Origin of the sequence: Streptomyces sp. NPDC015127, from assembly GCF_043080095.1 — a bacterium.
Lineage (GTDB): Bacteria > Actinomycetota > Actinomycetes > Streptomycetales > Streptomycetaceae > Streptomyces.
In genome coordinates this window covers 404,943-429,968 of the sequence record NZ_JBIBVE010000001.1, presented here as the reverse complement: position 1 = coordinate 429,968, position 25,026 = coordinate 404,943, and the positions used below count along the sequence as shown (strand labels likewise).

At 71.6% G+C, this 25,026-nt stretch carries 18 protein-coding genes; 14 read left to right on the top strand and 4 right to left on the bottom strand.

Annotation, left to right across the window (positions count from 1 at the left end):
• Positions 1-77: 77 nt before the first annotated feature.
• The 10 genes from ACF08N_RS01745 to ACF08N_RS01700 all read left to right on the top strand — a co-directional run bounded on the left by ACF08N_RS01745 (position 78) and on the right by ACF08N_RS01700 (position 13,425).
• Complete coding sequence (locus ACF08N_RS01745) at positions 78-3,767, top strand: ThuA domain-containing protein (RefSeq protein ID WP_392322549.1); 3,690 nt, start codon at positions 78-80, stop codon at positions 3,765-3,767.
• A gap of 336 nt (positions 3,768-4,103) precedes the next feature.
• Complete coding sequence (locus tag ACF08N_RS01740) at positions 4,104-5,255, top strand: inositol-3-phosphate synthase (RefSeq protein WP_392322548.1); 1,152 nt, start codon at positions 4,104-4,106, stop codon at positions 5,253-5,255.
• Positions 5,252-6,436 (top strand): UbiA family prenyltransferase, encoded by a 1,185-nt coding sequence (locus ACF08N_RS01735; RefSeq protein WP_392322547.1) that lies wholly within the window; start codon positions 5,252-5,254, stop codon positions 6,434-6,436. The genes ACF08N_RS01740 and ACF08N_RS01735 overlap by 4 nt, the downstream gene beginning before the upstream one ends.
• Entirely contained in the window at positions 6,433-7,305 is an 873-nt protein-coding gene (locus tag ACF08N_RS01730) for a sugar phosphate isomerase/epimerase family protein (RefSeq protein WP_392322546.1), read from the top strand. The genes ACF08N_RS01735 and ACF08N_RS01730 overlap by 4 nt, the downstream gene beginning before the upstream one ends.
• Positions 7,302-7,943: an EboA domain-containing protein gene (locus ACF08N_RS01725; protein ID WP_392322545.1), complete on the top strand. Its 642-nt coding sequence runs from the start codon at positions 7,302-7,304 to the stop codon at positions 7,941-7,943. Before ACF08N_RS01730 ends, ACF08N_RS01725 begins: the two co-directional genes overlap by 4 nt.
• Complete coding sequence (locus ACF08N_RS01720) at positions 7,943-8,791, top strand: TatD family hydrolase (protein ID WP_392322544.1); 849 nt, start codon at positions 7,943-7,945, stop codon at positions 8,789-8,791. The genes ACF08N_RS01725 and ACF08N_RS01720 overlap by 1 nt, the downstream gene beginning before the upstream one ends.
• 10 nt (positions 8,792-8,801) lie before the next feature.
• The gene (gene eboE / locus ACF08N_RS01715) at positions 8,802-10,004 is read left to right on the top strand and encodes a metabolite traffic protein EboE (RefSeq protein ID WP_392322543.1); all 1,203 of its coding nucleotides are present in this window, start codon (positions 8,802-8,804) and stop codon (positions 10,002-10,004) included.
• Positions 10,001-11,428 (top strand): alkaline phosphatase family protein, encoded by a 1,428-nt coding sequence (locus ACF08N_RS01710; RefSeq protein WP_392322542.1) that lies wholly within the window; start codon positions 10,001-10,003, stop codon positions 11,426-11,428. Before eboE ends, ACF08N_RS01710 begins: the two co-directional genes overlap by 4 nt.
• A gap of 14 nt (positions 11,429-11,442) precedes the next feature.
• Positions 11,443-12,606, top strand: coding sequence for a sugar phosphate isomerase/epimerase family protein (locus ACF08N_RS01705; RefSeq protein ID WP_392322541.1), 1,164 nt, complete (start codon positions 11,443-11,445; stop codon positions 12,604-12,606).
• 192 nt (positions 12,607-12,798) lie between these two features.
• The gene (locus ACF08N_RS01700; protein WP_392322540.1) at positions 12,799-13,425 is read left to right on the top strand and encodes an HAD family acid phosphatase; all 627 of its coding nucleotides are present in this window, start codon (positions 12,799-12,801) and stop codon (positions 13,423-13,425) included.
• Between the two features lie 81 nt (positions 13,426-13,506).
• On the opposite strand, the gene ACF08N_RS01695 is transcribed toward ACF08N_RS01700, so the two are convergent.
• The 4 genes from ACF08N_RS01695 to ACF08N_RS01680 all read right to left on the bottom strand — a co-directional run bounded on the left by ACF08N_RS01695 (position 13,507) and on the right by ACF08N_RS01680 (position 20,237).
• Positions 13,507-14,895, bottom strand: coding sequence for an OFA family MFS transporter (locus tag ACF08N_RS01695; protein WP_392322539.1), 1,389 nt, complete (start codon positions 14,893-14,895; stop codon positions 13,507-13,509).
• A 246-nt stretch (positions 14,896-15,141) separates the two neighbouring features.
• Positions 15,142-17,277, bottom strand: coding sequence for an acetate--CoA ligase family protein (locus tag ACF08N_RS01690; protein ID WP_392322867.1), 2,136 nt, complete (start codon positions 17,275-17,277; stop codon positions 15,142-15,144).
• 11 nt (positions 17,278-17,288) lie between these two features.
• A complete protein-coding gene (gene frc, locus ACF08N_RS01685; protein ID WP_392322538.1) occupies positions 17,289-18,530 on the bottom strand; it encodes a formyl-CoA transferase in 1,242 nt (413 codons plus the stop codon).
• 12 nt (positions 18,531-18,542) lie between these two features.
• Complete coding sequence (locus ACF08N_RS01680; RefSeq protein WP_392322537.1) at positions 18,543-20,237, bottom strand: thiamine pyrophosphate-binding protein; 1,695 nt, start codon at positions 20,235-20,237, stop codon at positions 18,543-18,545.
• 282 nt (positions 20,238-20,519) lie between these two features.
• On the opposite strand from ACF08N_RS01680, the gene sucC reads away from it, so the two are divergent.
• The 4 genes from sucC to ACF08N_RS01660 all read left to right on the top strand — a co-directional run bounded on the left by sucC (position 20,520) and on the right by ACF08N_RS01660 (position 25,022).
• Positions 20,520-21,653 carry an ADP-forming succinate--CoA ligase subunit beta gene (gene sucC, locus ACF08N_RS01675; protein WP_392322536.1) on the top strand — a complete coding sequence of 378 codons (1,134 nt, stop codon included), beginning with the start codon at positions 20,520-20,522 and terminating at the stop codon, positions 21,651-21,653.
• A gap of 14 nt (positions 21,654-21,667) precedes the next feature.
• Positions 21,668-22,558, top strand: coding sequence for a succinate--CoA ligase subunit alpha (sucD, locus tag ACF08N_RS01670; RefSeq protein ID WP_392322535.1), 891 nt, complete (start codon positions 21,668-21,670; stop codon positions 22,556-22,558).
• A 121-nt stretch (positions 22,559-22,679) separates the two neighbouring features.
• Positions 22,680-24,221, top strand: a complete 1,542-nt coding sequence (locus ACF08N_RS01665) for an aldehyde dehydrogenase family protein (RefSeq protein ID WP_392322534.1) — start codon at positions 22,680-22,682, stop codon at positions 24,219-24,221.
• A 315-nt stretch (positions 24,222-24,536) separates the two neighbouring features.
• Positions 24,537-25,022: a sortase gene (locus ACF08N_RS01660; RefSeq protein WP_392322533.1), complete on the top strand. Its 486-nt coding sequence runs from the start codon at positions 24,537-24,539 to the stop codon at positions 25,020-25,022.
• Positions 25,023-25,026: the final 4 nt, after the last annotated feature.

The window sequence follows — 25,026 nt, the reverse complement described above, 5'->3', positions numbered from 1 at the left end:
GCGAGCGCGGCCCGGGGGACACCCCCAGCGCTCCACGGCAACCCGCTCGTTCGACCGGCCACTACCGGAGGACAACCGTGCACAGAACAAGGCCAAGGGCCCGCAAGGGCCTCGCACTCCTGACCGGCAGTCTCCTCGCAGCAACCTCGCTCGCCCTCACCGCGCCGACCACGGCGACCGCCGCCGACCCCGAAGCGACCCCGGCCGCCGCGGAGTTCCAGCAGGTCACCCTCGCCAAGGGCGGTGAGGAGACCGGCGAGCCCATGTCGCTCGCCGTCCTCCCCGACCGCAGCGTGCTCCACACCTCCCGCAACGGCGAGCTGCGCATGACCGACGCCGCCGGCACCACCCGGGTCGTCGGCACGATCCCCGTCTACTCGCACGACGAAGAGGGCCTCCAGGGCATCGGCCTCGACCCGAAGTTCAGCGAGAACCGTTTCGTCTACCTCTACTACGCGCCCCCGATGGACACCCCCGCGGGCGACGCGCCCAACGAGGGGACCGCGGCGGACTTCGCGAGGTTCGAGGGCGTCAACCGGCTCTCCCGCTTCGTCCTCAACGAGGACGGCACCCTCAACAACGCCAGCGAGAAGAAGATCCTCGACGTCCCGGCGACCCGCGGCATCTGCTGCCACGTCGGCGGCGACATCGACTTCGACGCGGCCGGCAACCTGTACCTGTCGACCGGCGACGACTCCAACCCCTTCGCCTCCGACGGCTACACCCCCATCGACGACCGCCCCGGCCGCAACCCCGCCTACGACGCCCGCCGCACCTCCGGCAACACCAACGACCTGCGCGGCAAGATCCTGCGCATCAAGGTCGGCGACGACGGGTCCTACACGATCCCCGAGGGCAACCTCTTCGCCCCCGGCACCGAGAAGACCCGGCCCGAGATCTACGCCATGGGCTTCCGCAACCCCTTCCGGTTCAGCGTCGACAAGAAGACCGGCGTCGTCTACGTCGGCGACTACGGCCCCGACGCCGGCACCGCCGACCCCGAGCGCGGTCCCGCCGGACAGGTCGAGTTCGCCCGCGTCACCGGCCCCGGCAACTACGGCTGGCCGTTCTGCACCGGCGACAACGACCCGTACATCGACTACGACTTCGCCACCAAGACCTCCGGCGCCGCCTTCGACTGCGCCGCCCCGAAGAACGACTCGCCGCACAACACAGGCCTGGTCGACCTGCCGCCCGCGCAGGCCGCGTGGATCCCGTACGACGGGGGATCGGTGCCCGAGTTCGGCACCGGCTCCGAGTCCCCGATGGGCGGACCCGTCTACCGCTACGACGCCGCCTCCACCTCCCCGGTGAAGTTCCCCGAGGAGTACGACGGCGACTTCTTCGCCGGAGAGTTCGGCCGGCGCTGGATCAAGCGCATCGAGCACGGCGCGGACGGCACCGTCCAGTCCATCAACCCCGTCCCCTGGACCGGCACGCAGGTCATGGACATGGCCTTCGGCCCCGACGGCGCGCTGTACGTCCTCGACTACGGCACCGCCTGGTTCGGCGGCGACGAGAACTCCGGCCTCTACCGCATCGAGAACGCCACCGGCGGCCGCTCCCCGGTCGCGGAGGCGAGCGCGAACAGGACCTCCGGCACCGCGCCCCTGCGCGTGTCCTTCTCCTCGGCGGGAACCACCGACGCGGACGGCGACGCCCTCACCTACAGCTGGGACTTCGGCGACGGCGGCACCTCCACCGAGGCCGACCCCGCCCACACCTACACGAAGAACGGCACCTACACCGCGACCGTCACCGCCAGGGACCCGAGCGGCCGCACCGGCTCCGCGAGCGTCCGTGTCGTCGTCGGCAACACCGCGCCCAAGGTCACCCTGGAACTGCCCGCCGACGGCGCGCTGTTCACCTTCGGCGACGAGGTCCCCTTCAAGGTGACGGTCTCCGACCCCGAGGACGGCACCGTCGACTGCGCCAAGGTGAAGGTGACGTACATCCTCGGCCACGACAGCCACGGCCACCCCGAGACCTCGGCCAACGGCTGCACCGGCACCATCAAGACCTCGGCCGACGGCGGGCACGACCCCAACGCCGACATCTTCGGCGTCCTCGACGCCGAGTACACCGACGGCGGAGGCGGCGGCCAGGACCCGCTGACCACGCACGACCAGGCGAAGCTCCAGCCGCGCCACCGCCAGGCCGAGCACTTCGACGACGCGTCCGGCGTCAAGACCTACGACAAGGCGACCGCGCACGGCGGCAAGACCGTCGGCGACATCCACAACGGCGACTGGATCTCCTTCACGCCGTACCGGCTCGCCGGCGCCACCAAGCTCACCGCACGCGTCTCCTCCGGCGGGTCCGGCGGAGTCCTGGAGGTGCGGGCCGGGTCCGCGAGCGGCACCCTGCTCGGCTCCACGCCCGTCCCCGTCACCGGCGGCTGGGAGACCTTCCAGAACGTGGACGTGCCGCTCAAGTCGGTCCCGCGACGGACCACCGACCTGGTCCTCGTCTTCAAGGGAGGAGCCGGAGCCCTGTACGACGTCGACGACTTCGAGATCTCCGACAAGCCCGTCGACAAGGCCGCGGGGCGCGTCCTCGTCTTCTCCCGGACCGCCGGCTTCCGGCACGACTCCATCCCCGCCGGCATCACCGCGCTGAAGGACCTCGGCGGCAGCAGCGGCATCACGGTCGACTCCACCGAGGAGCCGCGCCAGTTCACCGCCGCCAACCTCGCCCGCTACGACGCGGTCGTCTTCCTGTCCACCACCGGTGACGTCCTGAACGCCGACCAGCAGAAGGCCTTCGAGGACTACGTCGCCGCCGGCGGCGGCTACATGGGCGTGCACGCCGCGGCCGACACCGAGTACGAGTGGGAGTTCTACGGCGGACTCGTCGGCGCCTACTTCGCCAACCACCCGCACATCCAGTCCGCGACCGTACGCGTCGAGGACCACGACCACCCCGCCACCGCGCACATCGACGGACCCTGGCAGCGCACCGACGAGTGGTACAACTACCGCACCAACCCGCGCGAGCAGGCCCGCGTCCTCGCCACCCTCGACGAGACCAGCTACACGGGCGGCACCATGAAGGGCGACCACCCGATCGCCTGGTGCCAGTCCTACGAGGGCGGCCGCGCCTTCTACACCGGCGGCGGCCACACCAAGGAGTCCTACGCCGAGCCGGCCTTCCGGCAGCACCTGCTGGGCGGACTGCGCTACGCCACCGGCCAGGTCGACGCCGACTGCACGCCGAGGACCGGCTACCGGCCCATCTTCAACGGCGAGACGCTGGACGGCTGGAAGCAGGCGGGACCGGGGAAGTTCAACGTCGTCGACGGCGAACTGCGCACCGAGGGCGGCATGGGCATGCTCTGGTACCAGGCCAAGGAACTGCACTCCTACTCCCTCAAGCTCGACTGGAAGATGGAGGGCGACGACAACTCCGGCGTCTTCGTCGGCTTCCCCGCCTCCGACGACCCCTGGTCGGCGGTCAACAACGGCTACGAGGTCCAGATCGACGCCACCGACGCCCCCGACCGCACCACCGGCGCCGTCTACGGCTTCAAGTCGGCCGACATCGAGACCCGCGACCGGGTCCTGCGCCCGCCCGGCGAGTGGAACACCTACGAGATCCGGGTCCAGGGCGAACGTCTGCAGGTCTTCCTCAACGGAGAGAAGATCAACGACTTCACCAACACCGACCCGGTCCGCAGCCTCAAGGACGGCTACATCGGCATCCAGAACCACGGCGCCGAGGACCAGGTGTCCTTCCGTGACATCCAGCTGAAGGAGCTGCCCTCATAGGTCCTGTCCGGTCGATCAGGCCGGATCAGTGAGCGGGTCCTGGTGCGTGCAGATGCAAGGCGGAGGAGGTCGCCACTGCGGTGGGGGCACCTCCCGTGCCCGAAGGGCTACGGGGGACATTGGCGACCGAGGACAACGCAGCAGATGTGCGTGCCAGGGCACGCGAGCCCGGCAAGATCGGCCGGACAGGACCTAGGTGCCCCTCGCGGCACTGCGCCCCTCCGGGGGCGCGACCCTGAGGGCCGCCACCGAGCCGGCGGCGGGCGGGGAGGCGCCGTACCCCCGCCCGCCGTCCTCCATCCCCATCGGAACATCGACATGGCAGGGAGGCAGCCCGTGAACAACGACGGGAACGCAACGGAGCCCCGGGTTGCCGGGGACACCGCACGCACCGGGGTCTGGTTCGCCGGAGCCCGCGGATCGGTGGCCACCACCGCCGTCGCCGGATGCGCGGCGGTCACCGCCGGACTGCATCCGCCGACCGGCATGGTCACCGAGACACCGCCGTTCACCGGCACCGGACTGCCCTCCCTGTCCTCCCTCGTCTTCGGCGGCCACGACACCGCCAGCTGCCCGCTGCCCAAGCGTGCCGAGCACCTCACCGAAGCCGGCGTCCTCCCGCACGGCCTCGCGCGTGCCGTCCGCTCCGAACTCGCCGCAGCCGACGAGGAGATACGTCCCGGCGGCCCGCTCGCCGGAGACACCCGCACCGACGAGGAACTCATCACCGCCTTCGCCGCCGATCTCGCGTCCTTCCGCGAGCGGCACCGCCTCGCACGGGTCGTCGTCGTCAACGTCTCCTCCACCGAACCCCTCCCGGGTCCGGACGCCGTCCGGCTGCCGCCCAGCTCCCTCTACGCGGCCGCCGCCCTCCGCACCGGCTGCCCCTACGTGAACTTCACCCCCTCCACCGGGCTGCGCACCGCCGCCCTCACCGACGCCGTCGCGGCCAGTGGACTTCCCCACGCCGGCCGCGACGGCAAGACCGGCCAGACCCTGCTGCGCTCCGTCCTCGCCCCGATGTTCGTGCAGCGCGCCCTGTCCGTACGGGCATGGTCCGGCACCAACCTGCTGGGCGGCGGAGACGGAGCGGCCCTCGCCGACCCCGCCGCCGCGGCCGCCAAGAACGCCGGCAAGGAGCGCGTCCTCGCCGACACCCTCGGCCACAGCCCCGAGGGCGAGGTCCACATAGACGACGTCCCCTCGCTCGGCGACTGGAAGACCGCCTGGGACCACATCGCCTTCGACGGCTTCCTCGGCTCCCGCATGATCCTCCAGACCATCTGGCAGGGCTGCGACTCGGCACTCGCCGCGCCCCTGGTCCTCGACCTCGCCCGGCTCGTCGCCCGTGCCCACGAAGCCGGCATCACCGGGCCGCTGCCCGAACTCGGCTTCTACTTCAAGGACCCGGACGGCGGCCCCGCGGGTCTGTCCGAACAGTTCACCGCGCTGCTGTCCTTCGCCGACCGGCTGCGGGAGGCCCGATGATCCGCGCGCTCCTGTCCCGCCTCGCACCCCCGGCCGCGCCGGGCCGGGCCACGCTGCGGGACTGGGCCGAACTGCTGCGCGTCTCGGCCCTGTTCACCGTCCCCGGCGACGCCCTCGCGGGCGCCGCCGCGGCAGGGCTGCGCCCCAACCGGGGCACGGCACTCGCCGTGGGCGCCTCCCTGTGCCTGTACGAGGCGGGCATGGCGCTCAACGACTGGGCCGACCGCGACGAGGACGCCGTCGACCGCCCGCACCGCCCGATCCCCTCCGGCCGCATCACCCCCGGCGCGGCTCTGACGGCGGCCGGAGGCCTCACCGCGGCGGGCCTCGCCCTCGCCTCCCGCGCGGGCCGCCCCGCCCTGGCGGTGGCCACGGCCCTGTCGGCCACGGTCTGGGCGTACGACCTCCACCTCAAGCACACCCCGGCGGCCCCGGCGGCGATGGCAGCGGCCCGCGGCCTGGACCTCCTGCTGGGCGCAACGGCAACGTTGTCCGCGTCGCCTGCGCCCGGGACGCGGCCCGCGGCGCCGCCGGCGCCCGCGATCGCCGGAACGCCTTCGCCCGTGGCGCGAGTTCCCGGGGAGTCGCCCCGTGGGGTGCGGCGCGGAGCTGCCGCGGTGCCGCCGGCGCCCGCGATCGCCGCAACGACCCCGCCCGGGGCGCGGGTTCCCGGGGCGCCGCCCCGTGCGGTGCGGCGCGGAGCTGCCGCCGGGGGTTGGGGGGCGGAGCCCCCCGGGTCCCGTCAGGGTTTCGGGGAGGGGCGGGGTGGGGGACTCTTCACGCCGACCGGAGGCGCCCGCGCCGCCGCCGCCCTCGCCGCCCACACCTACGCCGTCACCGCCGTGTCAAGGCACGAAGCGCACGGCGGCTCCACGGCCACACCACTCGTCGCCCTCGCCGCCACCACCGCCCTCGCCTCCGCCGTGGCGACACCACCCGCCGGCCCCGCCCCGCTGCTGCTCACAGCCGCATACCTCCGTACCGCCGCCACCGGTTACCTCCACGCCGCCCTCAACCCCTCACCGGCCCTCACCCAGCGCGCCGTCGGCGGCGGGATCCGCGCGATGATCCCGCTCCAGGCCGCCCTCGCCGCCCGGTCCGGCGCCCCTGTCACCGGCCTTGCCGTCATGGGGCTCGTGCCGATCGCCCGCACGCTCGCACGGAAGGTCAGCCCCACATGACCACCCACCCCTCCCTGCTCCGCCTCGGCTACGGCACCAACGGGCTCACCGACCTGCGCCTGGACGACGCCCTCGCCCTGCTCGCCGACCTCGGCTACGACGGCGTCGGGCTGACCCTCGACCACATGCACCTCGACCCGCTCGCGCCCGACCTCGCCGCCCGCACGGCCCGCGTCGGCGGCCGACTCGGCGAACTCGGCCTGATGTGCGCCGTCGAGACCGGCGCCCGCTACGTCCTCGACCCCCGCCGCAAGCACGGGCCTTCTCTCCTCGACCCCGACCCCGACGCGCGCGCCGCCCGCACCGGGCTGCTCCTCACCGCCGTGGACGTCGCCGCCGACCTCGGCGCCCGTGCCGTGCACTGCTTCAGCGGCATCACCCCTCCCGGCACGGACACCGACACGGCCTGGAAGCGCCTGGAGGAAGGGCTCTGGCCCGTGCTCGACGCCGCCGCGTCGGCCGGCGTACCCGTCGCGATCGAGCCCGAGCCCGGTCACCTGCTCGCCACCCTCGACGACTTCCACCACCTGCGTACGGCGCTCGGCAACCCCGCACCCCTCGGCCTCACCCTCGACATCGGCCACTGCCAGTGCCTCGAACCCGCACCCCCCGCCGACTGCGTCCGGGAGGCGGCGCCCTGGCTGCGGCACGTCCAGATCGAGGACATGCGCCGTGGTGTCCACGAGCATCTCCCCTTCGGCGACGGCGAGATCGACTTCCCACCCGTCCTCGACGCCCTCGCCGCCACCGGCTACCAGGGCCTCACCGTCGTCGAACTGCCCCGCCACTCCCATGCGGGCCCCGAACTCGCCCGCGCCTCCATCGAGTTCCTCCGCGCCGTCCGCCAGAAGGGAGACCCAGCGGCATGACACACACACCGGCACCCCCGTTCGCCCGCGCGGACCTCGACGCGCGACTCGACGACACGCCCCGCGCCTGGCTCGCCGACGCCCTCGCCGAAGCCGCCCGGGCCGCCGCCTCGCCCCCGGCCGCCACCTCCCCGTACGCCGCCCACACCTGGGAGCTGCGGTTCGCCGCCGCCGGGCGGCACTGCGGCCAGGAGAACGCCGACGCGGCCCGCACCCTGATCCTCGGCGCGGCCCAACCCGGCATCGACACACTCACCCGCCTCTACCAGCAGGGCAGCGCCGCCGAACGCCGCGCCGTCCTCCTCGCCCTGCCCGCGCTCGTCGACGGCCCCCACGCCCTGCCGCTGGTCGACGACGCGCTGCGCACCAACGACACCCGGCTCGTCGCCGCGGCCGTCGGCCCGTATGCCGCCGCCCACCTCGCTCCGCACGCCTGGCGGCACGCCGTCCTCAAGTGCCTGTTCACCGGCGTGCCCGTCGACGCCGTCGCGGACCTGGAGCGGCGCGCCGCCGGCGACGGCGAACTCGCCCGCATGCTCACCGACTACGCCGCCGAGCGCACCGCCGCCGGCCGCGACATCCCCCGTGATCTCGGCCGCGTGCTGACCCTGACCGGCGACAAGCCCGAGGAGCTGTGATGCGCATCTTCGATCCCCACATCCACATGACCTCCCGCACCACCGACGACTACCGGGCGATGTACGACGCGGGCGTCCGCGCCCTCGTCGAACCGTCCTTCTGGCTCGGCCAGCCCCGCACCTCCCCGGCCAGCTTCTTCGACTACTTCGACGCCCTCCTCGGCTGGGAGCCCTTCCGCGCCGCCCAGTACGGCATCGCGCACCACTGCACCATCGCCCTCAACCCCAAAGAGGCCAACGACCCGCGCTGCACGCCCGTCCTCGACGCCCTGCCGCGCTACCTCGTCAAGGACGGCGTCGTCGCCGTCGGCGAGATCGGCTACGACTCCATGACACCGGCCGAGGACACCGCGCTGGCCGCCCAGCTCCAGCTCGCCGCCGACCACGGCCTGCCCGCCCTCGTCCACACGCCCCACCGGGACAAGCTCGCCGGTCTCCACCGCACCGTCGACGTCGTGCGCGAGTCGAACCTGCCGACCGAGCGGGTCCTGCTCGACCACCTCAACGAGACGACCGTCAAGCACGCCATCGACAGCGGCTGCTGGCTCGGCTTCTCCATCTATCCCGACACCAAGATGGACGAGGACCGCATGGTCTCGATCCTGAAGACGTACGGAACGGAGAAGGTGCTCGTCAACTCGGCCGCCGACTGGGGCAGGAGCGACCCGCTCAAGACCCGCAAAGTCGCCGACGCGATGCTCGCCGCCGGCTTCACCGAGGACGACGTCGACCAGGTCCTGTGGCGCAATCCGGTCGCCTTCTACGGCCTCAGCGGCCGTCTCCAGCTCGACGTCCCCGCACCGGAGACACTGCACGAGGGCAACTCCATCCTCCGCGGCGGGGAATGAGAGGCCCCGGATGCGCTTCCGCCACCCCGACGGGTCCACCGTCCACCTCTCCTACTGCACCAACGTCCACCCCGCCGAGACCCTCGACGGCGTCCTCGCCCAGCTGCGGGACCACTGCGAACCCGTCCGCAGGCGCCTCGGCAGGGACCGCCTCGGCATCGGGCTGTGGCTCGCCAGGGACGCGGCCCACGCCCTGATCAACGACCCCGCCGCCCTGCGCGGCCTGCGCTGCGAACTGGACCGGCGGGGACTGGAGGTCGTCACCCTCAACGGCTTCCCCTACGAGGGCTTCGGCGCCGACGAGGTCAAGTACCGCGTCTACAAGCCGGACTGGGCCGACCCCGAACGCCTCTCCCACACCACCGACCTCGCCCGCCTCCTCGTGGCCCTGCTGCCCGACGACGTCACCGAAGGGACCATCTCCACCCTGCCGCTCGCCTGGCGCACCGCCTTCGACGAGCGGTCCGCGCACGCGGCCCGTACCGCCCTGACCACGCTCGCCGAACGGCTCGACGCCCTGGAGGAACTGACCGGCCGGTCCATCCGGATCGCCCTCGAACCCGAGCCCGGCTGCACCGTGGAGACCACCGCGGACGCCATCGGCCCTCTCACCGACATCGGCGCCGGCCACCGCATCGGGATCTGCATCGACACCTGCCACCTCGCCACGTCCTTCGAGGAACCGGAAAGCGCCATCGCCGCGCTCGCCGCGGCCGGTATCACCGTCCCCAAGGCCCAGCTGTCCGCCGCCCTGCACGCCGAACATCCCCACCTGCCCGAGGTGCGCGACGCGCTCGCCGCCTTCGCCGAGCCGCGCTTCCTGCACCAGACCCGCACCCTTCCCCGAGCTCTTCGAGCAGGGGAGACCCCATCCGCCGCCGGGCTCCGCGGCACCGACGACCTCGACGAGGCCGTCCGCGGTGACGCACTCCCCGACGGCGCCCCCTGGCGCGCCCACTTCCACGTCCCCCTGCACGCGCCGCCCGCCCCGCCGCTCACCTCCACCCTGCCCGTGCTCCAGGACACGCTGACCCGGCTCGTCGGCGGCCCCGCGCCCCGCACCCGTCACCTGGAGGTCGAGACCTACACCTGGCAGGCCCTCCCGCCCGAGCTGCGGCCCCGCAACCGCACCCAGCTCGCCGACGGCATCGCCGCCGAACTCACCCTGGCCCGCGACCTGTTGACCGACCTCGGCCTCAAGGAGCTGCCGTGAACGACACGCGACGCCCCACCCCGCTGCTCGTCCTGGACGTCGTCGGTCTCACCCCCCGGCTCCTCGACCACATGCCGAACCTGAAGGCGCTCGCCGCCGCCGGCTCCCAGTCCGCCCTGAGCACCGTGCTCCCGGCCGTCACCTGCGCCGCCCAGTCCACGTTCCTCACCGGCACCCTCCCCGCCGAACACGGCATCGTCGGCAACGGCTGGTACTTCCGCGAGCTCGGCGACGTCCTGCTGTGGCGCCAGCACAACGGCCTCGTCTCCGGCGACAGGATCTGGGACGCCGCCCGCCGCGCCCACCCCGGCTACACCGTCGCCAACATCTGCTGGTGGTACGCGATGGGCGCCGACACCGACATCACCGTCACCCCCCGGCCCGTGTACTACGCCGACGGCCGCAAGGAGCCCGACTGCTACACCCGGCCGCCGGCCCTCCACGACGAACTCACCGAGAAGTTCGGCACCTTCCCCCTCTTCCGGTTCTGGGGGCCGGGCGCGGACATCGTCTCCAGCCAGTGGATCGCCGACGCGACGCGTCACATCATGCGCACCCGCCATCCCGACCTGACCCTGTGCTACCTGCCGCACCTCGACTACGACCTCCAGCGCTACGGCCCCGACGACCCCCGCGCGCACCGGGCCGCCACCGAACTCGACACCGTCATCGGCCCCCTCCTCAAGGACGCGCGCCAGGAGGGCCGCACCGTCGTGGCCCTGTCCGAGTACGGCATCACCCGTGTCAGCCGCCCCGTCGACATCAACCGCGCACTGCGCCGCGCGGGGCTTCTGGAGGTCCACACCCAGGACGGCATGGAGTACCTCGACCCGATGGCCTCACGGGCTTTCGCGGTCGCCGACCACCAGCTCGCCCACGTCTACGTCCGACGCCCCGAGGACCTCGAAGCCACCCGCGAAGTCCTCCAGGACCTGCCCGGCATCGACGAGATCCTCGGCGACGAGGGCAAGAAGGCCCACGGCCTCGACCACCCCCGCTCGGGAGAGCTCGTCGCCGTCGCCGACCCCGACGCCTGGTTCACGTACTACTACTGGCTCGACGACGCCCGCGCCCCCGATTTCGCGCAGCTCGTCGAGATCCACCGCAAGCCGGGCTACGACCCCGTCGAGCTGTTCATGGACCCCGAGGACCCCTATGTGCGGCTGAAGGCGGCCACCGCCGTGGCCCGCAAGAAGCTCGGCATGCGCTACCGCCTCGCGGTCGTGCCCCTGGACCCCTCACCCGTCCGCGGCAGCCATGGCCGCCTCCCCGCGAGCGACGAAGAGGGTCCGCTCCTCCTGTGCTCCACCCCCCATGCCGTGTCCGGCCGCACCGCGGCCACCGATGTGAAGTCCCTGCTGCTCCGGCTCGCCGGCCTCGCCCCGGAGGGCGGCACGCCGGGTATCCGTGTTCCATTGAAGTGAAAGAGAGAATGCCCGTGACCGCCTTCAACGAAGAGACCGCCACCGACGACAGCCTGCGCCGTGCCCTCGGCGTCAGCCGCCGCCGCTTCCTCAGCACGTGCACCGCCGCCGCGGCCGCGGCGATCGCGGCCCCGGTCCTCGGCGCCTCGCCCGCCCTGGCCCAGGACAGCGTGGACGACAGAGCCGGCGACGCCGGCCGCTCCGCCCTGGTCCCGCCGCACAAGCGCGGACTGATCCTCTACACCGTCCGCGACGCGACGGGCCGCGACCCGCTGATCAATGACCTGCCGTCCGGGTTCCGCGAGGTCTTCCGGCAGCTGGCCCGTTACGGCTACCAGCAGGTGGAGTTCGCCGGGTACCGCCAGCACCCGAACGCCCCCGGCGGCGCCAACCTGGAGAGCGTCGAGGGGGCGAAGCTCCTGCGGTCCTGGCTGGACGAGTACGGGCTGCGGGCCCAGGGCAACCACGGCTTCATCCCCGGCTCCTGGCCGCTGACCACGGCCGACCTCGACACGTTCAAGCGCCATCTGGAGATCGCCAACATCCTGGGCATGCCCCACATGGGCACCGGCGGCGACCCCACCGGCAGCTCCTACCGGGCGGACTGGGACGTCGCCGCGGACAAGTGGAACGCCCTCGGCGAGATCGCCCGCGGCGAGGGCGTCAAGCTCTACACCCACAACCACGACTCGGCGTACGGATTCCTGCTCGACGGCGGTCCCCTCGACGCCCTGGGCAGGCCGACCCGCAGCTCCGGCATCCGCAAGCTGGAGTACTTCCTGCGGGCGACCGACCCGTCGAGCGTCTGGCTGGAGATGGACATCTACTGGGCGCACGTGGCCCAGTACAAGTTCCACACCTACACCGCCCACGACGGATCCACGCAGGAGCAGGTCTTCGACCCGGCGGGCCTGGTGGCGCGTCACAACCCCCGCTACCCGCTGTTCCACGCCAAGGACGGCAGGGTCAACACGCAGAACGGCCAAGGCTACGACATGGTGACGTTCGGCGAGGGTGACATCGACTACCGCACGTTCTTCAGGCGGGTCGGGGCGAAGAACTACCACAACCCGATGATCGAGCACGACGGCGCGCCCAGCGCCACGAATCCGGGGCAGTCCCTGGAGGTCGCCCGGATCAGTTACGGCAACCTCGCCGCCCTGCGCGCCCGGGGCTGACGCGGGCCGGCCCGTCCGGTGACGATGGGTCACCGGACGGGCCGCCTCCGGGAAATGCGCGCACAAAGGACGCTACCGACTGGTAGTAAGAACGTCGCCTGCCGTCCATCATTAGGCGCGAGCATGTCAACCCGTTCGTCCGATCACGGCCGAACGGGCCCCTGAGCTGCTTCGACACCCAGGAGACCCCCCATGCACGCACGCACCTGGACGGTCCGCGCCACCGCGACCGCCGCCGCCCTGACCTTCGTCGCGGCCCTCCCCGCCGCCTCCGCCCACGCGGACACCGCGACGGCGACGACACCCGCCGCCCGGACGCAGGGCGTCGACTACGACACCTGGCTGCGCGACGTCGCCGCCGTCGTCGCCGAGGCCCGCCCCTACATCGAGCAGCGCACGGCCGACGCCTCCGGCGAGAAGCGGGCGATCGTCCTCGACATCGACAACACCTCGCTGGAAACGCACTTCCACCCGTTCTGGGAGCTGCCCACCCCGGCCATCGCCACGATGCGCGACCTCGCCCGCTACGCCGACTCCCGCGGCGTGGCCGTCTTCTTCGTCACCGCACGCCCCGGCATCATCCACTCCCTCACGGACTGGAACCTGAAGAAGACCGGCTACCCGGTCGACGGCCTGTACGTGCGTGACCTGCCCGACCTGTTCGAGGAGGTCAGCGCCTACAAGACCGAGAAGCGCGCCGAGATCGAGGCCAAGGGCTACACGATCATCGCCAACATCGGCAACAACACCACCGACCTGGTGGGCGGCCACGCCGAGCGAACGTTCAAACTCCCCGACTACGACGGTCAGTTGTCGTAACGGGGCCCATACGGCCGGGTGGCCGCGGTGACCGGTCTCCCGGCCGCCGCGGCCACCCGTGGCCGCGCAACGAGGGGCGGCTCAGCCCATGTCCCTGCTGATCGGCTGCGGATTGGCCGTGATCCGGCCCTTCCGCGGCCGCCCCGGCGGATGCAGGAACGTCGCCACACAGCCGGCGAACAGCGAGATCGAACCGGCCAGGATGAACGCGCCCGCGTAGTCCCAGGCGCCCACCACCACGGCGCCCATGCCCGAACCCAGCAGACCCGACACCAGCTTCGAGCTGTAGACGAGGCCGTAGTTGGAGGCGTTGTTGTTCTCGCCGAAGTAGTCCGCGGTCATCGCGGCGAACATCGGGAAGATGGCACCGCCACCGAAGCCGGAGATGCTGGAGAACAGCAGGAACAACGGCAGGTTGTTGATGTTGCCCGACCACAGGATGCCGTACTGCGACAGGCCCAGCACGATGCAGACGAAGATCAGGCACTGCTTGCGGCCGTAACGGTCCGAGAGCCAGCCGATCACACCGCGGCCCGTGCCGTTCACGATCGCCTTCAGGGACATCGCCGTCGCGACGATCCCGCCGGCGAAACCGGCCTCGTCACCGAACGGCACCTGGAAGGCGATACCGAAGATGTTCACCCCGGACGTGCACAGCAGACAGAACCACATCAGCGCCACACGGCCCGTCTGCCACGCCTCCTTCGGTGTGTACTGCTTCACCGCCGGGGGGTTCTTCTCCAGCGCGCGCCGCGCCCGCGGGTCGTCCGGCTTCTTCAGGGGGTCGACCTCCGCCGGCCACCAGTTCTTCGGCGGGTCCTGGAAGAAGTAGCCCGCGACGGCGACGGTGGCGGCCAGGAACAGACCCACCGACACCAGCACCCAGCGGAAGTTCGTCAGATCCATGTAGCCCGTGAAGATGAAGACGAACGGCACCGAGCCGTAGGCGAAGCCGCCGTTGACGAATCCGGTCTTCCCGCCCTTCCGCTCCGGATACCACTTGCCGACCATGTTCACGCACGTCGCGTAGACCATGCCGGCGCCCATGCCGCTGAACATGCCGAAGCCTATGTACGCGACGACGACGTGCGGCGCGAACGCCAGCGACAGATAGCCCAGCAGGGTGCCCAGGGCACCCAGCATCATCGCCCAGCGGGCCGGCAGCTTCCCGCTCTCCCGGAGCTTGCCGGCGGGGAAGGCCACCGCCGCCTGGAAGAACACCCACACGCCCAGCATCCAGAAGATGTGGGAACTGCTCCAGCTGTGCGCGGTGTGCAGTGTGTCCTCGGCGGACGCGAAAGCGTACTCCGCCGAGCTGATGCCCATCATGCCGACCCAGGGCAGGATGACCATCCACTTGCGCTTGCGGCCCATGATGTCGATATCGGACTCGCCGATCCGGTACATGCGCCCGTTGGCGTCCGTCACCTCCCTGAAGGGGACGGATGTGGAGATGTCGGTTGTCGTCATGGTGATCGAACCCCTCGCGTGGAAGAAGTCTGGCCAGCGCCCCCTGTCCGTGTCTCTTCGCGCCGGGGTCCGCGGCGAGCGGCCACCGCAGACCCCGTGGTTCGAGCCGTCGCTCAGGTCATCGACCGCCTCCCCACACGCCCGGCCCCGTGCCCGTCACAGCAGCCCCGCAGCCCGCGCCCACCTGACCCCTGCTCCCGGGGGACAACCCCCGGACCCCCGGCCGGACGCCCGGCCCCGTGCCCGTCACAGCAGCCCCGCAGCCCGCGCCCACCTGTATTTGGCGCCGAGGACGGCCACCGGGCGCTCGGTCGTGTACGGGTACGCCACGACGCCCCGCTCGAAGAGGTACTGGCACGCCTCCTCGACCTCCACGTCACCGGCGAGCGACGCCACCACCGGCTTCTCGATCCCGCGCGCCCGGAACTCCTCGACCACGCGCGCGGTCAGCTCGGCGAAGACCATCGGCGGCGTGACGATCGTGTGCCAGTAGCCCAGGACCAGCGCATGGATGCGCGGGTCCTCCATGCCCAGCCGGATCGTCGCCTCGTAGGTCGAGGGCGGCTCGCCGCCCGTGATGTCGATCGGGTTCCCGGCGGCGCCGAACGGCGGGATGAACGCCTTGAACGCGGAGTCGAGATCCGGCGGGATCTCCATCAGCGACAGGCCGTTGTCGACGATCGCGTCCGACAGCAGCACCCCCGAACCGCCCGCCCCGGTGATGATCACGACGTTGTCGCCCTGCGGAGTGGGCAGGACCGGCAGCGCCCGCGCGTACTCCAGCATCTCGTTCAGCCCCGGCGCGCGGATCACGCCCGCCTGCCGCAGCACGTCGTCGTAGACCGCGTCGTCGCCGGCCAGCGCGCCCGTGTGCGACCCGGCCGCCTTCGCGCCCGCCGCCGTACGGCCCGCCTTCAGGACCACCACCGGCTTCTTCGGCACGGTCGCCCGCGCCGCCTCGACGAACGCCCGCCCGTCCTTGAGGTCCTCCAGGTGCATCGCGATGCAGTCGGTGTTGGGGTCATCGCCGAACCAGGTCAGCAGATCGTCCTCGTCCAGGTCCGACTTGTTGCCGAGACCGACGATCGCCGACACGCCCGTCCGCGTGGACCGCGCGAAACCGAGGATCGCCATGCCGATGCCGCCCGACTGGGACGTCAGCGCCACACCGCCCTTGACGTCGTAGGGCGTGCAGAACGTGGCGCACAGGTCCTGCCAGGTCGAGTAGTAGCCGTAGATGTTCGGTCCGAGGAGCCGGATGCCGTGCCGTTCGGCGATGGCGACGATCTCGGCCTGGAGCTCGTGCTCGCCGGTCTCTGCGAAACCGGACGGGATCAGCACCGCGTTGGGAATGCCCTTGCGGCCGACCTCCTCCAGCGCCGACGCGACGAACTTCGCCGGGATCGCGAACACGGCCACGTCGGGCTCGCCCGGGACATCCATCACGCTCTTGTACGCCTTACGGCCGAGTATGTCATCGGCCTTGGGGTTCACCGGATGGATCTCGCCCGGAAAGCCGCCGTCGATCAGGTTTCGCATGACCGAATTGCCGATCTTGCCCTGCTCGTTGGAGGCGCCGATCACGGCCACCGAACGCGGCTGCATCAACCGCCGCATGGAGGCCAGGATCTCGTCGCGTGTGTACGTCCGCCGCGCGGCCGGCGCGTCCTCGGTCAGCAGAATCCTCACGTCCGCGGCCATCACGCCGTCGGCGGACGCGAAGACCGGGTTGAGGTCCACCTCGGCGATCTCGGGGAAGTCCGCAGCCAGTTCGGAGACCCGCACCACCACGTCGGCGAGCGCCTCGCGGTCCACCGCGGCGCCGCCGCGCACGCCGCGCAGCACCTCGGCGGCCCGGATGCCGTCGAGCATCGACAGCGCGTCGTCCCGCGAGGCGGGCGCGAGGCGGAACGTCACGTCCTTCAGCACCTCGACCAGCACACCGCCGAGACCGAACGCCACCACCTTGCCGAACGTGGGGTCCGTGACCGTGCCGACGAGCACCTCCGTCCCGGCAGGCACCATCTGCTGCACCTGGACCCCGAGGATGCGAGCCCCGGGCGCGTACGCCTTCGCGTTCGAGACGATCGCGGTGAACGCTCCGCGCACCTCGGCGCACGACGACAGCCCGACCTGCACACCGCCCGCGTCCGTCTTGTGCAGGATCTCCGGCGAGACGATCTTCATCGCGACGGGGAAGCCGATCCGGTCCGCCAGGGCCACCGCCTCGTCGGCGGTCTCGGCGAGGCCCTCCGCCGGAGTCGGGATCCCGTACGCGTCGGTGACCGCCTTCCCCTCCGGGGCGGTCAGCGCCGTACGGCCCTCCGCGAGGGCTCCCGCGATGACCGCCCGGACCGTGTCCCTGCGCTCTTCGTGCGTCACTGCATCGGTCACTAGACGACTCCGTTCGACTTGAGCAGGCGCAACTCCTCGTCGCCGAGCCCCAGCTCACCGACGTACACCTCTTCGTTGTGCTGGCCCAGCAGCGGTGACGTGACCACCTCGACGGGCGAGTCCGACAGCTTCAGCGGGCTGCCGACCGTGGTGAACGTGCCCCGCTGCGGATGCGCGACCTCGACGACCATCTCGTTGGCGGCCAGTGACGCGTCCTCGATGATCTCCTTCGTGGACAGGATCGGCCCGCAGGGGATGTTGTGGGCGTTCAGCCGCTCCAGCACCTCCCACTTGGGCAGCGTCGAGGACCACTCCTCGATCAGCTGGAACATCTTGTTCAGCTTCGGCAGCCGTGCCTCGGGCGTCGCCCACTCGGGATCGTCCGCGAGTTCCGGGCGGCCGATCAGTTCCGAGATCGGCTGCCAGCCCACCGGCTGGACGATGACGTACACGTAGTCGTTGGGGCCGCCGGGCGCGCACTTGACCGCCCACCCGGGCTGGCCGCCGCCGGACGCGTTTCCCGAGCGGGGGACCTCGCCGCCGAAGTCCTCGTTGGGATACTCGGCGAGCGGGCCGTGGGCCAGGCGCTGCTGGTCGCGCAGCTTCACCCGGCAGAGGTTGAGCACCGCGTGCTGCATGGCCACATTGACGCGCTGGCCGCGCCCGGTGTGCTCCCGCTGGAACAGCGCGGCGAGGATGCCGGCGACCGCGTGGATGCCCGTGCCCGAGTCGCCGATCTGCGCCCCCGTGGCGAGTGGGGGCCCGTCCTCGAATCCGGTGGTCGACATGGACCCGCCCATGGCCTGCGCCACCACTTCGTACGCCTTGAAGTTGGTGTACGGACCGTCCCCGAACCCCTTGATGGAGGCATAGACGATACGGGGATTGATGTCCTGGATGCGTTCCCAGGTGAACCCCATGCGGTCCACCGCACCCGGCCCGAAGTTCTCCACCATCACGTCGCTGCGGCGGATCAGCTCGGTGAGGATCTCCTTGCCGCGCTCCGACTTGGTGTTCAGCGTGATGCTCCGCTTGTTGCAGTTGAGCATCGTGAAGTACAGCGAGTCGACGTCCGGGAGGTCGCGCAGCTGCTTGCGCGTGATGTCACCGCTCGGCGCCTCCAGCTTCACCACGTCCGCGCCGAGCCAGGCGAGCAGCTGGGTGGCGGAGGGGCCGGACTGGACGTGGGTCATGTCGAGGACGCGGATGCCCTCAAGAGCCTTGGTCCTGGTCTGTGTCATGGCCGGCGCTCCTCACTTGTACATCGTCTGGTTCATGGTTCCGGGGGCGTACGCGTCGGGGTCGACCCAGACGTTGATCAGCGAGGGAAGACCCGACTCGCGGGCACGGCGCAGGGCCGGTGCGATGTCGGCCGGGTCGCGCACCTCCTCGCCGTAACCGCCGAGCATCTGGGCGAACTTGTCGTAGTGCACGTCGCCGAGGGTGTTGCCGACCCGCTCGCGCTCCAGGCCGTACTTCTGTGCCTGGCCGTAACGGATCTGGTTCATCGAGGAGTTGTTGCCGACGATCCCGACGAAGGGGAGGTTGTAGCGCACCAGCGTCTCGAAGTCCCAGCCGGTGAGGGAGAAGGCGCCGTCGCCGAACAGGGCCACGACCTCCTTGTCCGGCCGCGCCTGCTTGGCGGCGAGGACGAACGGGACGCCGACACCGAGGGTGCCGAGCGGGCCCGGGTCCATCCAGTGCCCGGGGGACTTGGGCTGCACCACCTGGCCAGAGAAGGTGACGATGTCGCCGCCGTCGCCGATGTAGATCGAGTCCTCGGTGAGGAAGTCGTTGATCTCGCTGACCAGGCGGTACGGGTGGATGGGGGAGGCGTCCGAGCGCAGCTGCGGCAGCCGCTTGTCGAGCGCGGTCTGCTCGGCGGCGCGCAGCTCCTCCAGCCACGCCTTGCGCTTGACCGCGCCGCCGTTGAGCCGGCCCGACACCGCCTCGGTCACCGACTTCAGGATCAGCCCGGCGTCGCCGACGACGCCGAGGTCGATGTCGCGGTTCTTGCCGACGGTCCGGTAGTCGAGGTCGATCTGGACCACGGTCGCGTCGGGGGAGAGCCGCTTGCCGTAGCCCATACGGAAGTCGAAGGGCGTGCCGACGATGACGATGACGTCCGCGTTGGAGAAGGCGTAGCGGCGGGAGAGCTGGAAGTGGTGCGGGTCGCCGGGAGGCAGGGTGCCGCGACCTGCGCCGTTCATGTACGCGGGCATGTTCAGGGTGCGCACCAGCTCGATCGCGGCGTCGGTGCCGCGGGTCGTCCACACCTGGCTGCCGAGCAGGATCGCCGGCTTCTCGGCGTGCACGAGCAGGTCCGCGAGCCTCTCGACGTCCGCGGGATCGCCGGCGCTGCGGGTCGACGCCCGGTACTTCCCGGCCTCGGGCACCCGCGCCTTGTCCACCGGCACCTTGGCGTCCAGCACGTCGCGCGGGATCTCCAGGAAGGAGGGGCCGGGAGCGCCGTGGTAGCACTCGCGGAACGCCATGGAGACCATGTCGGCGGCCCGCGCCGTGTCCGGCACGGTCGCGGCGAACTTGGTGATGGGCGTCATCATGTCGACGTGCGGCAGGTCCTGCAGCGAGCCCATCTTGTGCTGGGTGTGGGCCCCTTGGCCGCCGATGAGGAGCATGGGGGACTCGGCGCGGAAGGCGTTGGCGACGCCGGTCACCGCGTCCGTGGTGCCGGGCCCCGCGGTGACGACCGCGCAACCCGGCTTGCCGGTGATGCGGGCGTACCCGTCGGCGGCGTGGGCGGCGACCTGCTCGTGGCGTACGTCGACGACCTCGATGCCTTCGTCCACGCAGCCGTCGTAGATGTCGATGATGTGGCCGCCGCAGAGGGTGTAGATGACCTCCACACCTTCCGCTTTGAGTGCCTTGGCGACCAGGTGTCCACCCGAGATGAGGGCTTGTTGCTCGTCGCGGCTGTCGTCATGCATGGCGAAGTCCTGTCCCTTCTTTTTGTGGCTCGGTTCGCCTCCGGTGCGCTTCAAGCGTGTGTCGGCGGTCGATCGTGCTCGGTCCCCTCGTTCCTCGGGGACCTCCGCGTTCTCCCTGTCGACACCCCGCGCGCCCCTTCGGCTCACTCGCCACGCGCTTCACGGCAGATTGCATACAGTCGACGAATACTGTATGAAGCTTGTTATCCCGCATCCAGTGGGTGGTGTCCAGGGGGCGTGCGGCACTTTCATTCGTTTCGGACGAAGCACTGGGAGCCCGGCATGGATCTGTTCGAGCACCAAGCAAGGGAACTCTTCGCGGAAGGCGGCATCCCCGTACCGGACGCCGAGACCGCCGACACCGCACGGCAGGCCCGCGAGGCGGCCGAGCGGCTCGGCGGGCGCGTCGTCGTCAAGGCCCAGGTCAAGACCGGCGGACGCGGAAAGGCCGGCGGGGTCAAACTCGCCGCCGACCCCGCGGCCGCCGAGGTGACGGCCCGCCGGATCCTCGGCATGGACATCAAGGGCCACACCGTGCGCACGGTGATGCTCGCCCAACCCGTCGACATCGAAGCCGAGTTCTACGTCTCCTACGTCCTCGACCGCGCCGCCGGCACCTTCCTCGCCATCGCCTCCGCCGAGGGCGGCATGGACATCGAGGAGGTCGCCGCCACCCGCCCCGAGGCCGTCGCCCGTATCCCCATCGCCCCCGCCGAGGGCGTCACCGAGGCCAAGGCCGCCGAGATCGCCGCCGCCGCCTCCCTCCCGGCCGCCACCGTGCCCGTCCTGCGGGCCCTGTGGCAGGTCCTCGTCCGCGAGGACGCACTTCTCGTCGAGGTCAACCCCCTCGTGCGCACCGTCTCCGGCGACATCCTCGCCCTCGACGGCAAGGTCACCGTCGACGACAACGCCCGTTATCGCCAGGCCCGTTGGGGAACGGACGAGACCGCCCGGCACGACGACCCGCTGGAGGCGGCCGCCGCCGCCAAGGGCCTCAACTACGTCAAGCTCGACGGCACGGTGGGCGTCATCGGCAACGGCGCCGGACTCGTCATGTCCACCCTCGACGTCGTCGCGGGGTGCGGCGCCCGGCCCGCCAACTTCCTCGACATCGGCGGCGGCGCCTCCGCCCAGGTCATGGCCGACGGCCTGAACGTGATCCTCTCCGACCCCGAGGTACGCAGCGTTCTCGTCAACGTCTTCGGCGGCATCACCGCCTGCGACGCCGTCGCCGACGGCATCGTCCAGGCCCTCGACTCCGTGACGCTCACCAAGCCCCTCGTCGTACGCCTCGACGGCAACAACGCCGCCCGCGGCCGGGCCGTCCTGGACGAGCGGGCCCACCCCCTCGTCCAGCAGGTCACCACCATGGACGGCGCGGCCCGCCGCGCCGCCGAACTCGCCGCCGCCGTCTGAAGGGACCGGGAACCATGGCCATCTTCCTCACCAAGGAGAGCAAGGTCCTCGTCCAGGGCATGACCGGGGCCGAGGGCATGAAGCACACCCGCCGGATGCTGGCGTCGGGCACCGACGTCGTCGCGGGCGTCAATCCGCGCAAGGCGGGCACGGCTGTCGACTTCGGCGTCCGCGAAGTCCCCGTGTTCGGCTCCGTGCGCGAGGCGACGGCGGCCACCGGAGCCGACGTCAGCGTCGTCTTCGTGCCGCCGCCGTTCGCCAAGGCCGCGGTGACCGAGGCCGCGGACGCCGGGATCGGGCTCGCCGTCGTCATCACCGAGGGCATCCCCGTGCACGACACCGTCGCCTTCCAGGCGTACGCCGCCGAACGCGGCACCCGCGTCATCGGCCCCAACTGCCCCGGCCTGATCAGCCCCGGCCAGTCCAACGCCGGCATCATCCCCGCCGACATCGCGCCGGAGCCCGGCCGCATCGGCCTGGTGTCCAAGTCCGGCACGCTCACCTACCAACTCATGTACGAGCTGCGGGAGACGGGATTCTCCTCGGCGGTCGGCATCGGCGGCGACCCCGTCGTCGGCACCACCCACATCGACTGCCTCGCCGCCTTCGAGAACGACCCGGACACCCACCTCATCGTCCTCATCGGCGAGATCGGAGGAGACGCGGAGGAACGCGCCGCCGCCTACATCGCCGAGCACGTCACCAAGCCCGTCGTCGGCTACATCGCCGGCTTCACCGCACCCGAGGGCAAGACCATGGGCCACGCGGGCGCGATCGTCTCCGGCTCCAGCGGCACGGCCGAGGCCAAGCGGCAGGCACTGGAGGCGGCGGGCGTCCGGGTCGGGTCGACCCCCACGGAGACCTCGCAGCTCGTCCTCGCGCGGCTGGCCGAGTCCACCGGCTGACCGCGCGAACCACCCACGGCTGTCCACCGGAGAGCAGCCTTCGGGGCGGACCGGCGTGTGCGAGCCGGCCGCCCCTGCCACCTCCCGCCCCGTCACGACCCGTACGAGCGGAGAACACCTGATGGCACCCACCCTCACCCTCAAGCCGGGCACCGCCTGGTCCGACGCCTGGCAGCGGTGTCTGGCCGTCGCCCCCGAAGCCTTCCGGGACGAGCGCGTCCTCAACCTCTGGGACGGCCGCTGGCAGGCCGACGGCCGGGCGCTGCCCGCCACCAGCCCGGTCGACCTCGGCCCGATCGCCGGCCCGCCCCGCCTGGACGCGGCCACCGCGCACCAGGCCGTACGCGCCTCGCTCGACCAGCACCGCGCCTGGCGCCACATCCCCCTGCCCGAACGCCGCGCCCGCGTCGCCGCCGCGCTCGACGCCCTGACCGAACACCGGCACCTGCTCGCCCTGCTGCTCGTCTGGGAGATCGGCAAGCCGTGGCGGCTCGCGCAGGCCGACGTGGACCGCGCGATCGACGGCGTGCGCTGGTACGTCGAGGGCATCGAGCCGATGCTGGAGGGCCGCGGCGCGCTGAACGGCCCCGTCTCCAACATCGCCAGCTGGAACTACCCGATGTCCGTCCTCGTCCACGCGATGCTCGTCCAGGCCCTCGCCGGCAACGCCGTGATCGCCAAGACACCCACCGACGGCGGAGCCGCCTGCCTCACCCTGGCCTGCGCGCTCGCGGCCCGCGAGGGCCTGCCCCTCACCCTGGTCAGCGGCAGCGGCGGCGAACTGTCCGAGGCGCTGGTCCGCGCGCCCGAGATCGGCTGCGTCTCGTTCGTCGGCGGCCGCGACACCGGAGCCCGTATCGCCACCGCCGTCGCCGACGTCGGCAAGCGCCACATCCTGGAGCAGGAGGGCCTCAACACCTGGGGCATCTGGAACTTCACCGACTGGTCAGCCCTGACCGCCGTCGTGCCCAAGCTCTTCGACTACGGCAAGCAGCGCTGCACCGCCTACCCCCGGTTCGTGGTCCAGCGCGAGGCGTTCGCCGACTTCCTGGCCGCCTACCTGCCCGCCGTACGCTCCGTCCGCACCGGACACCCCCTCGCCGTCGAGCACCCCGACGACCCCCTGCCCGCCCTGGACTTCGGGCCGCTCATCAACGCGGCCAAGGCCAAGGAACTCGCCGACCACGTCGCCGAGGCCACGGACCGCGGCGCCGTCCCGCTCCACCGGGGCACCCTGGCCGACGGCCGCTTCCTGCCCGGCCAGGACACCTCCGCCTACCTCCCGCCGATCACGCTGCTGAACCCGCCGCCGTCGTCCCCGCTCCACCACGCGGAACCCTTCGGCCCCGTCGACACGATCGTGCTCGTCGACACGGAGGCGGAACTGCTCGCCGCCATGAACGCCTCCAACGGCGCCCTCGTCGCCACCCTGTCGACGGACGACCCGGCGACCTTCCGGCGCCTCGCCCCGCAGATCCGCGCCTTCAAGACCGGTCACAACAAGCCCCGCTCCCGCGGCGACCGCGACGAACTCTTCGGCGGCTTCGGCTCCTCCTGGCGCGGCGCCTTCGTCGGCGGCGAACTGCTCGTCCGCGCCGTGACCGAGGGCCCGGCCGGGGAGCGGCTGCCCGGGAACTTCCCCGCGTACCAGCTCAACGCCTGACACGCGTCCGGCCGGTGTCCCCGGACCCGTGCCATGGCCGGGGACACCGGCCGGACCGGTGCCCGCGCTCCGCGCGAGTGGCGACACGGAGTAACGCTTAGCCCGTTCGCGTCTGACGGACCGGCGGATTCCCCTCGGCGCGCTTCCCGCGACGACCTGCGGCAACGCCGAAAGGAGGTCAGATCCCTGCGTCCTACGGGGTGACGGTGTGCCGAGTCCTGACCTTGCGATGATCACTGACTGTGGTTGCCTCATGACGGAGCACAGCACAGGCGCCGCGCAGACAGGCCGGACACTGCTCCACTGGAGGAAGACATGCGAATGGCACGCGCCGGTCTGAACATCGCCCTGGTGTTCGGCACCCTCGCGCTCTCCGTCCCGGCCGCCGTGGCCGCCGAGGAGAGCGACATCAGCATCAGCCCACGGAACGCCGCCCCCGGGACCACGGTCACCGTCACCACCACCGCCTGCGGCAAGGAGACCTACGGCAAGGGGGAGTCGGAGACAGGCGGGAAGTTCCATCTCCTGGAGGGGGATCAGAAGGGTGTCCTGGTGGGGGAGTTCCAGGTCCCTGAGGACGCCTCGTCCGGACTCGACACCATCACGCTGAAGTGCCCCCCACGCGTCAAGGTCACCGGCACCCACCGGATCAGCGACCGCCCCAGCGGAGCGGTCGAGGCGGGCTTCGGCGACCCCACCGACCAGAGCACGCAGCTCACGATCGGCGGTCTGCTCCTGACCGGGGCAATCGCCGGTGCGGTGGCCAGGACGCGCCGCGGCAGCGGCACCGTCCGGACCTGACCGC

Excerpts from the sequence above, each read along its gene's own strand:
- ACF08N_RS01665 (WP_392322534.1), top strand. The coding sequence starts at position 22,680 with ATGGCACCCACCCTCACCCTCAAGCCGGGCACCGCCTGGTCCGACGCC.
- ACF08N_RS01720 (WP_392322544.1), top strand. The coding sequence starts at position 7,943 with ATGCGCATCTTCGATCCCCACATCCACATGACCTCCCGCACCACCGAC.
- eboE (WP_392322543.1), top strand. The coding sequence starts at position 8,802 with ATGCGCTTCCGCCACCCCGACGGGTCCACCGTCCACCTCTCCTACTGC.
- ACF08N_RS01695 (WP_392322539.1), bottom strand. The coding sequence starts at position 14,895 with ATGACGACAACCGACATCTCCACATCCGTCCCCTTCAGGGAGGTGACG.
- ACF08N_RS01680 (WP_392322537.1), bottom strand. The coding sequence starts at position 20,237 with ATGCATGACGACAGCCGCGACGAGCAACAAGCCCTCATCTCGGGTGGA.
- ACF08N_RS01660 (WP_392322533.1), top strand. The coding sequence starts at position 24,537 with ATGCGAATGGCACGCGCCGGTCTGAACATCGCCCTGGTGTTCGGCACC.
- frc (WP_392322538.1), bottom strand. The coding sequence starts at position 18,530 with ATGACACAGACCAGGACCAAGGCTCTTGAGGGCATCCGCGTCCTCGAC.
- ACF08N_RS01735 (WP_392322547.1), top strand. The coding sequence starts at position 5,252 with ATGATCCGCGCGCTCCTGTCCCGCCTCGCACCCCCGGCCGCGCCGGGC.
- ACF08N_RS01700 (WP_392322540.1), top strand. The coding sequence starts at position 12,799 with ATGCACGCACGCACCTGGACGGTCCGCGCCACCGCGACCGCCGCCGCC.
- sucC (WP_392322536.1), top strand. The coding sequence starts at position 20,520 with ATGGATCTGTTCGAGCACCAAGCAAGGGAACTCTTCGCGGAAGGCGGC.
- ACF08N_RS01730 (WP_392322546.1), top strand. The coding sequence starts at position 6,433 with ATGACCACCCACCCCTCCCTGCTCCGCCTCGGCTACGGCACCAACGGG.
- ACF08N_RS01725 (WP_392322545.1), top strand. The coding sequence starts at position 7,302 with ATGACACACACACCGGCACCCCCGTTCGCCCGCGCGGACCTCGACGCG.
- sucD (WP_392322535.1), top strand. The coding sequence starts at position 21,668 with ATGGCCATCTTCCTCACCAAGGAGAGCAAGGTCCTCGTCCAGGGCATG.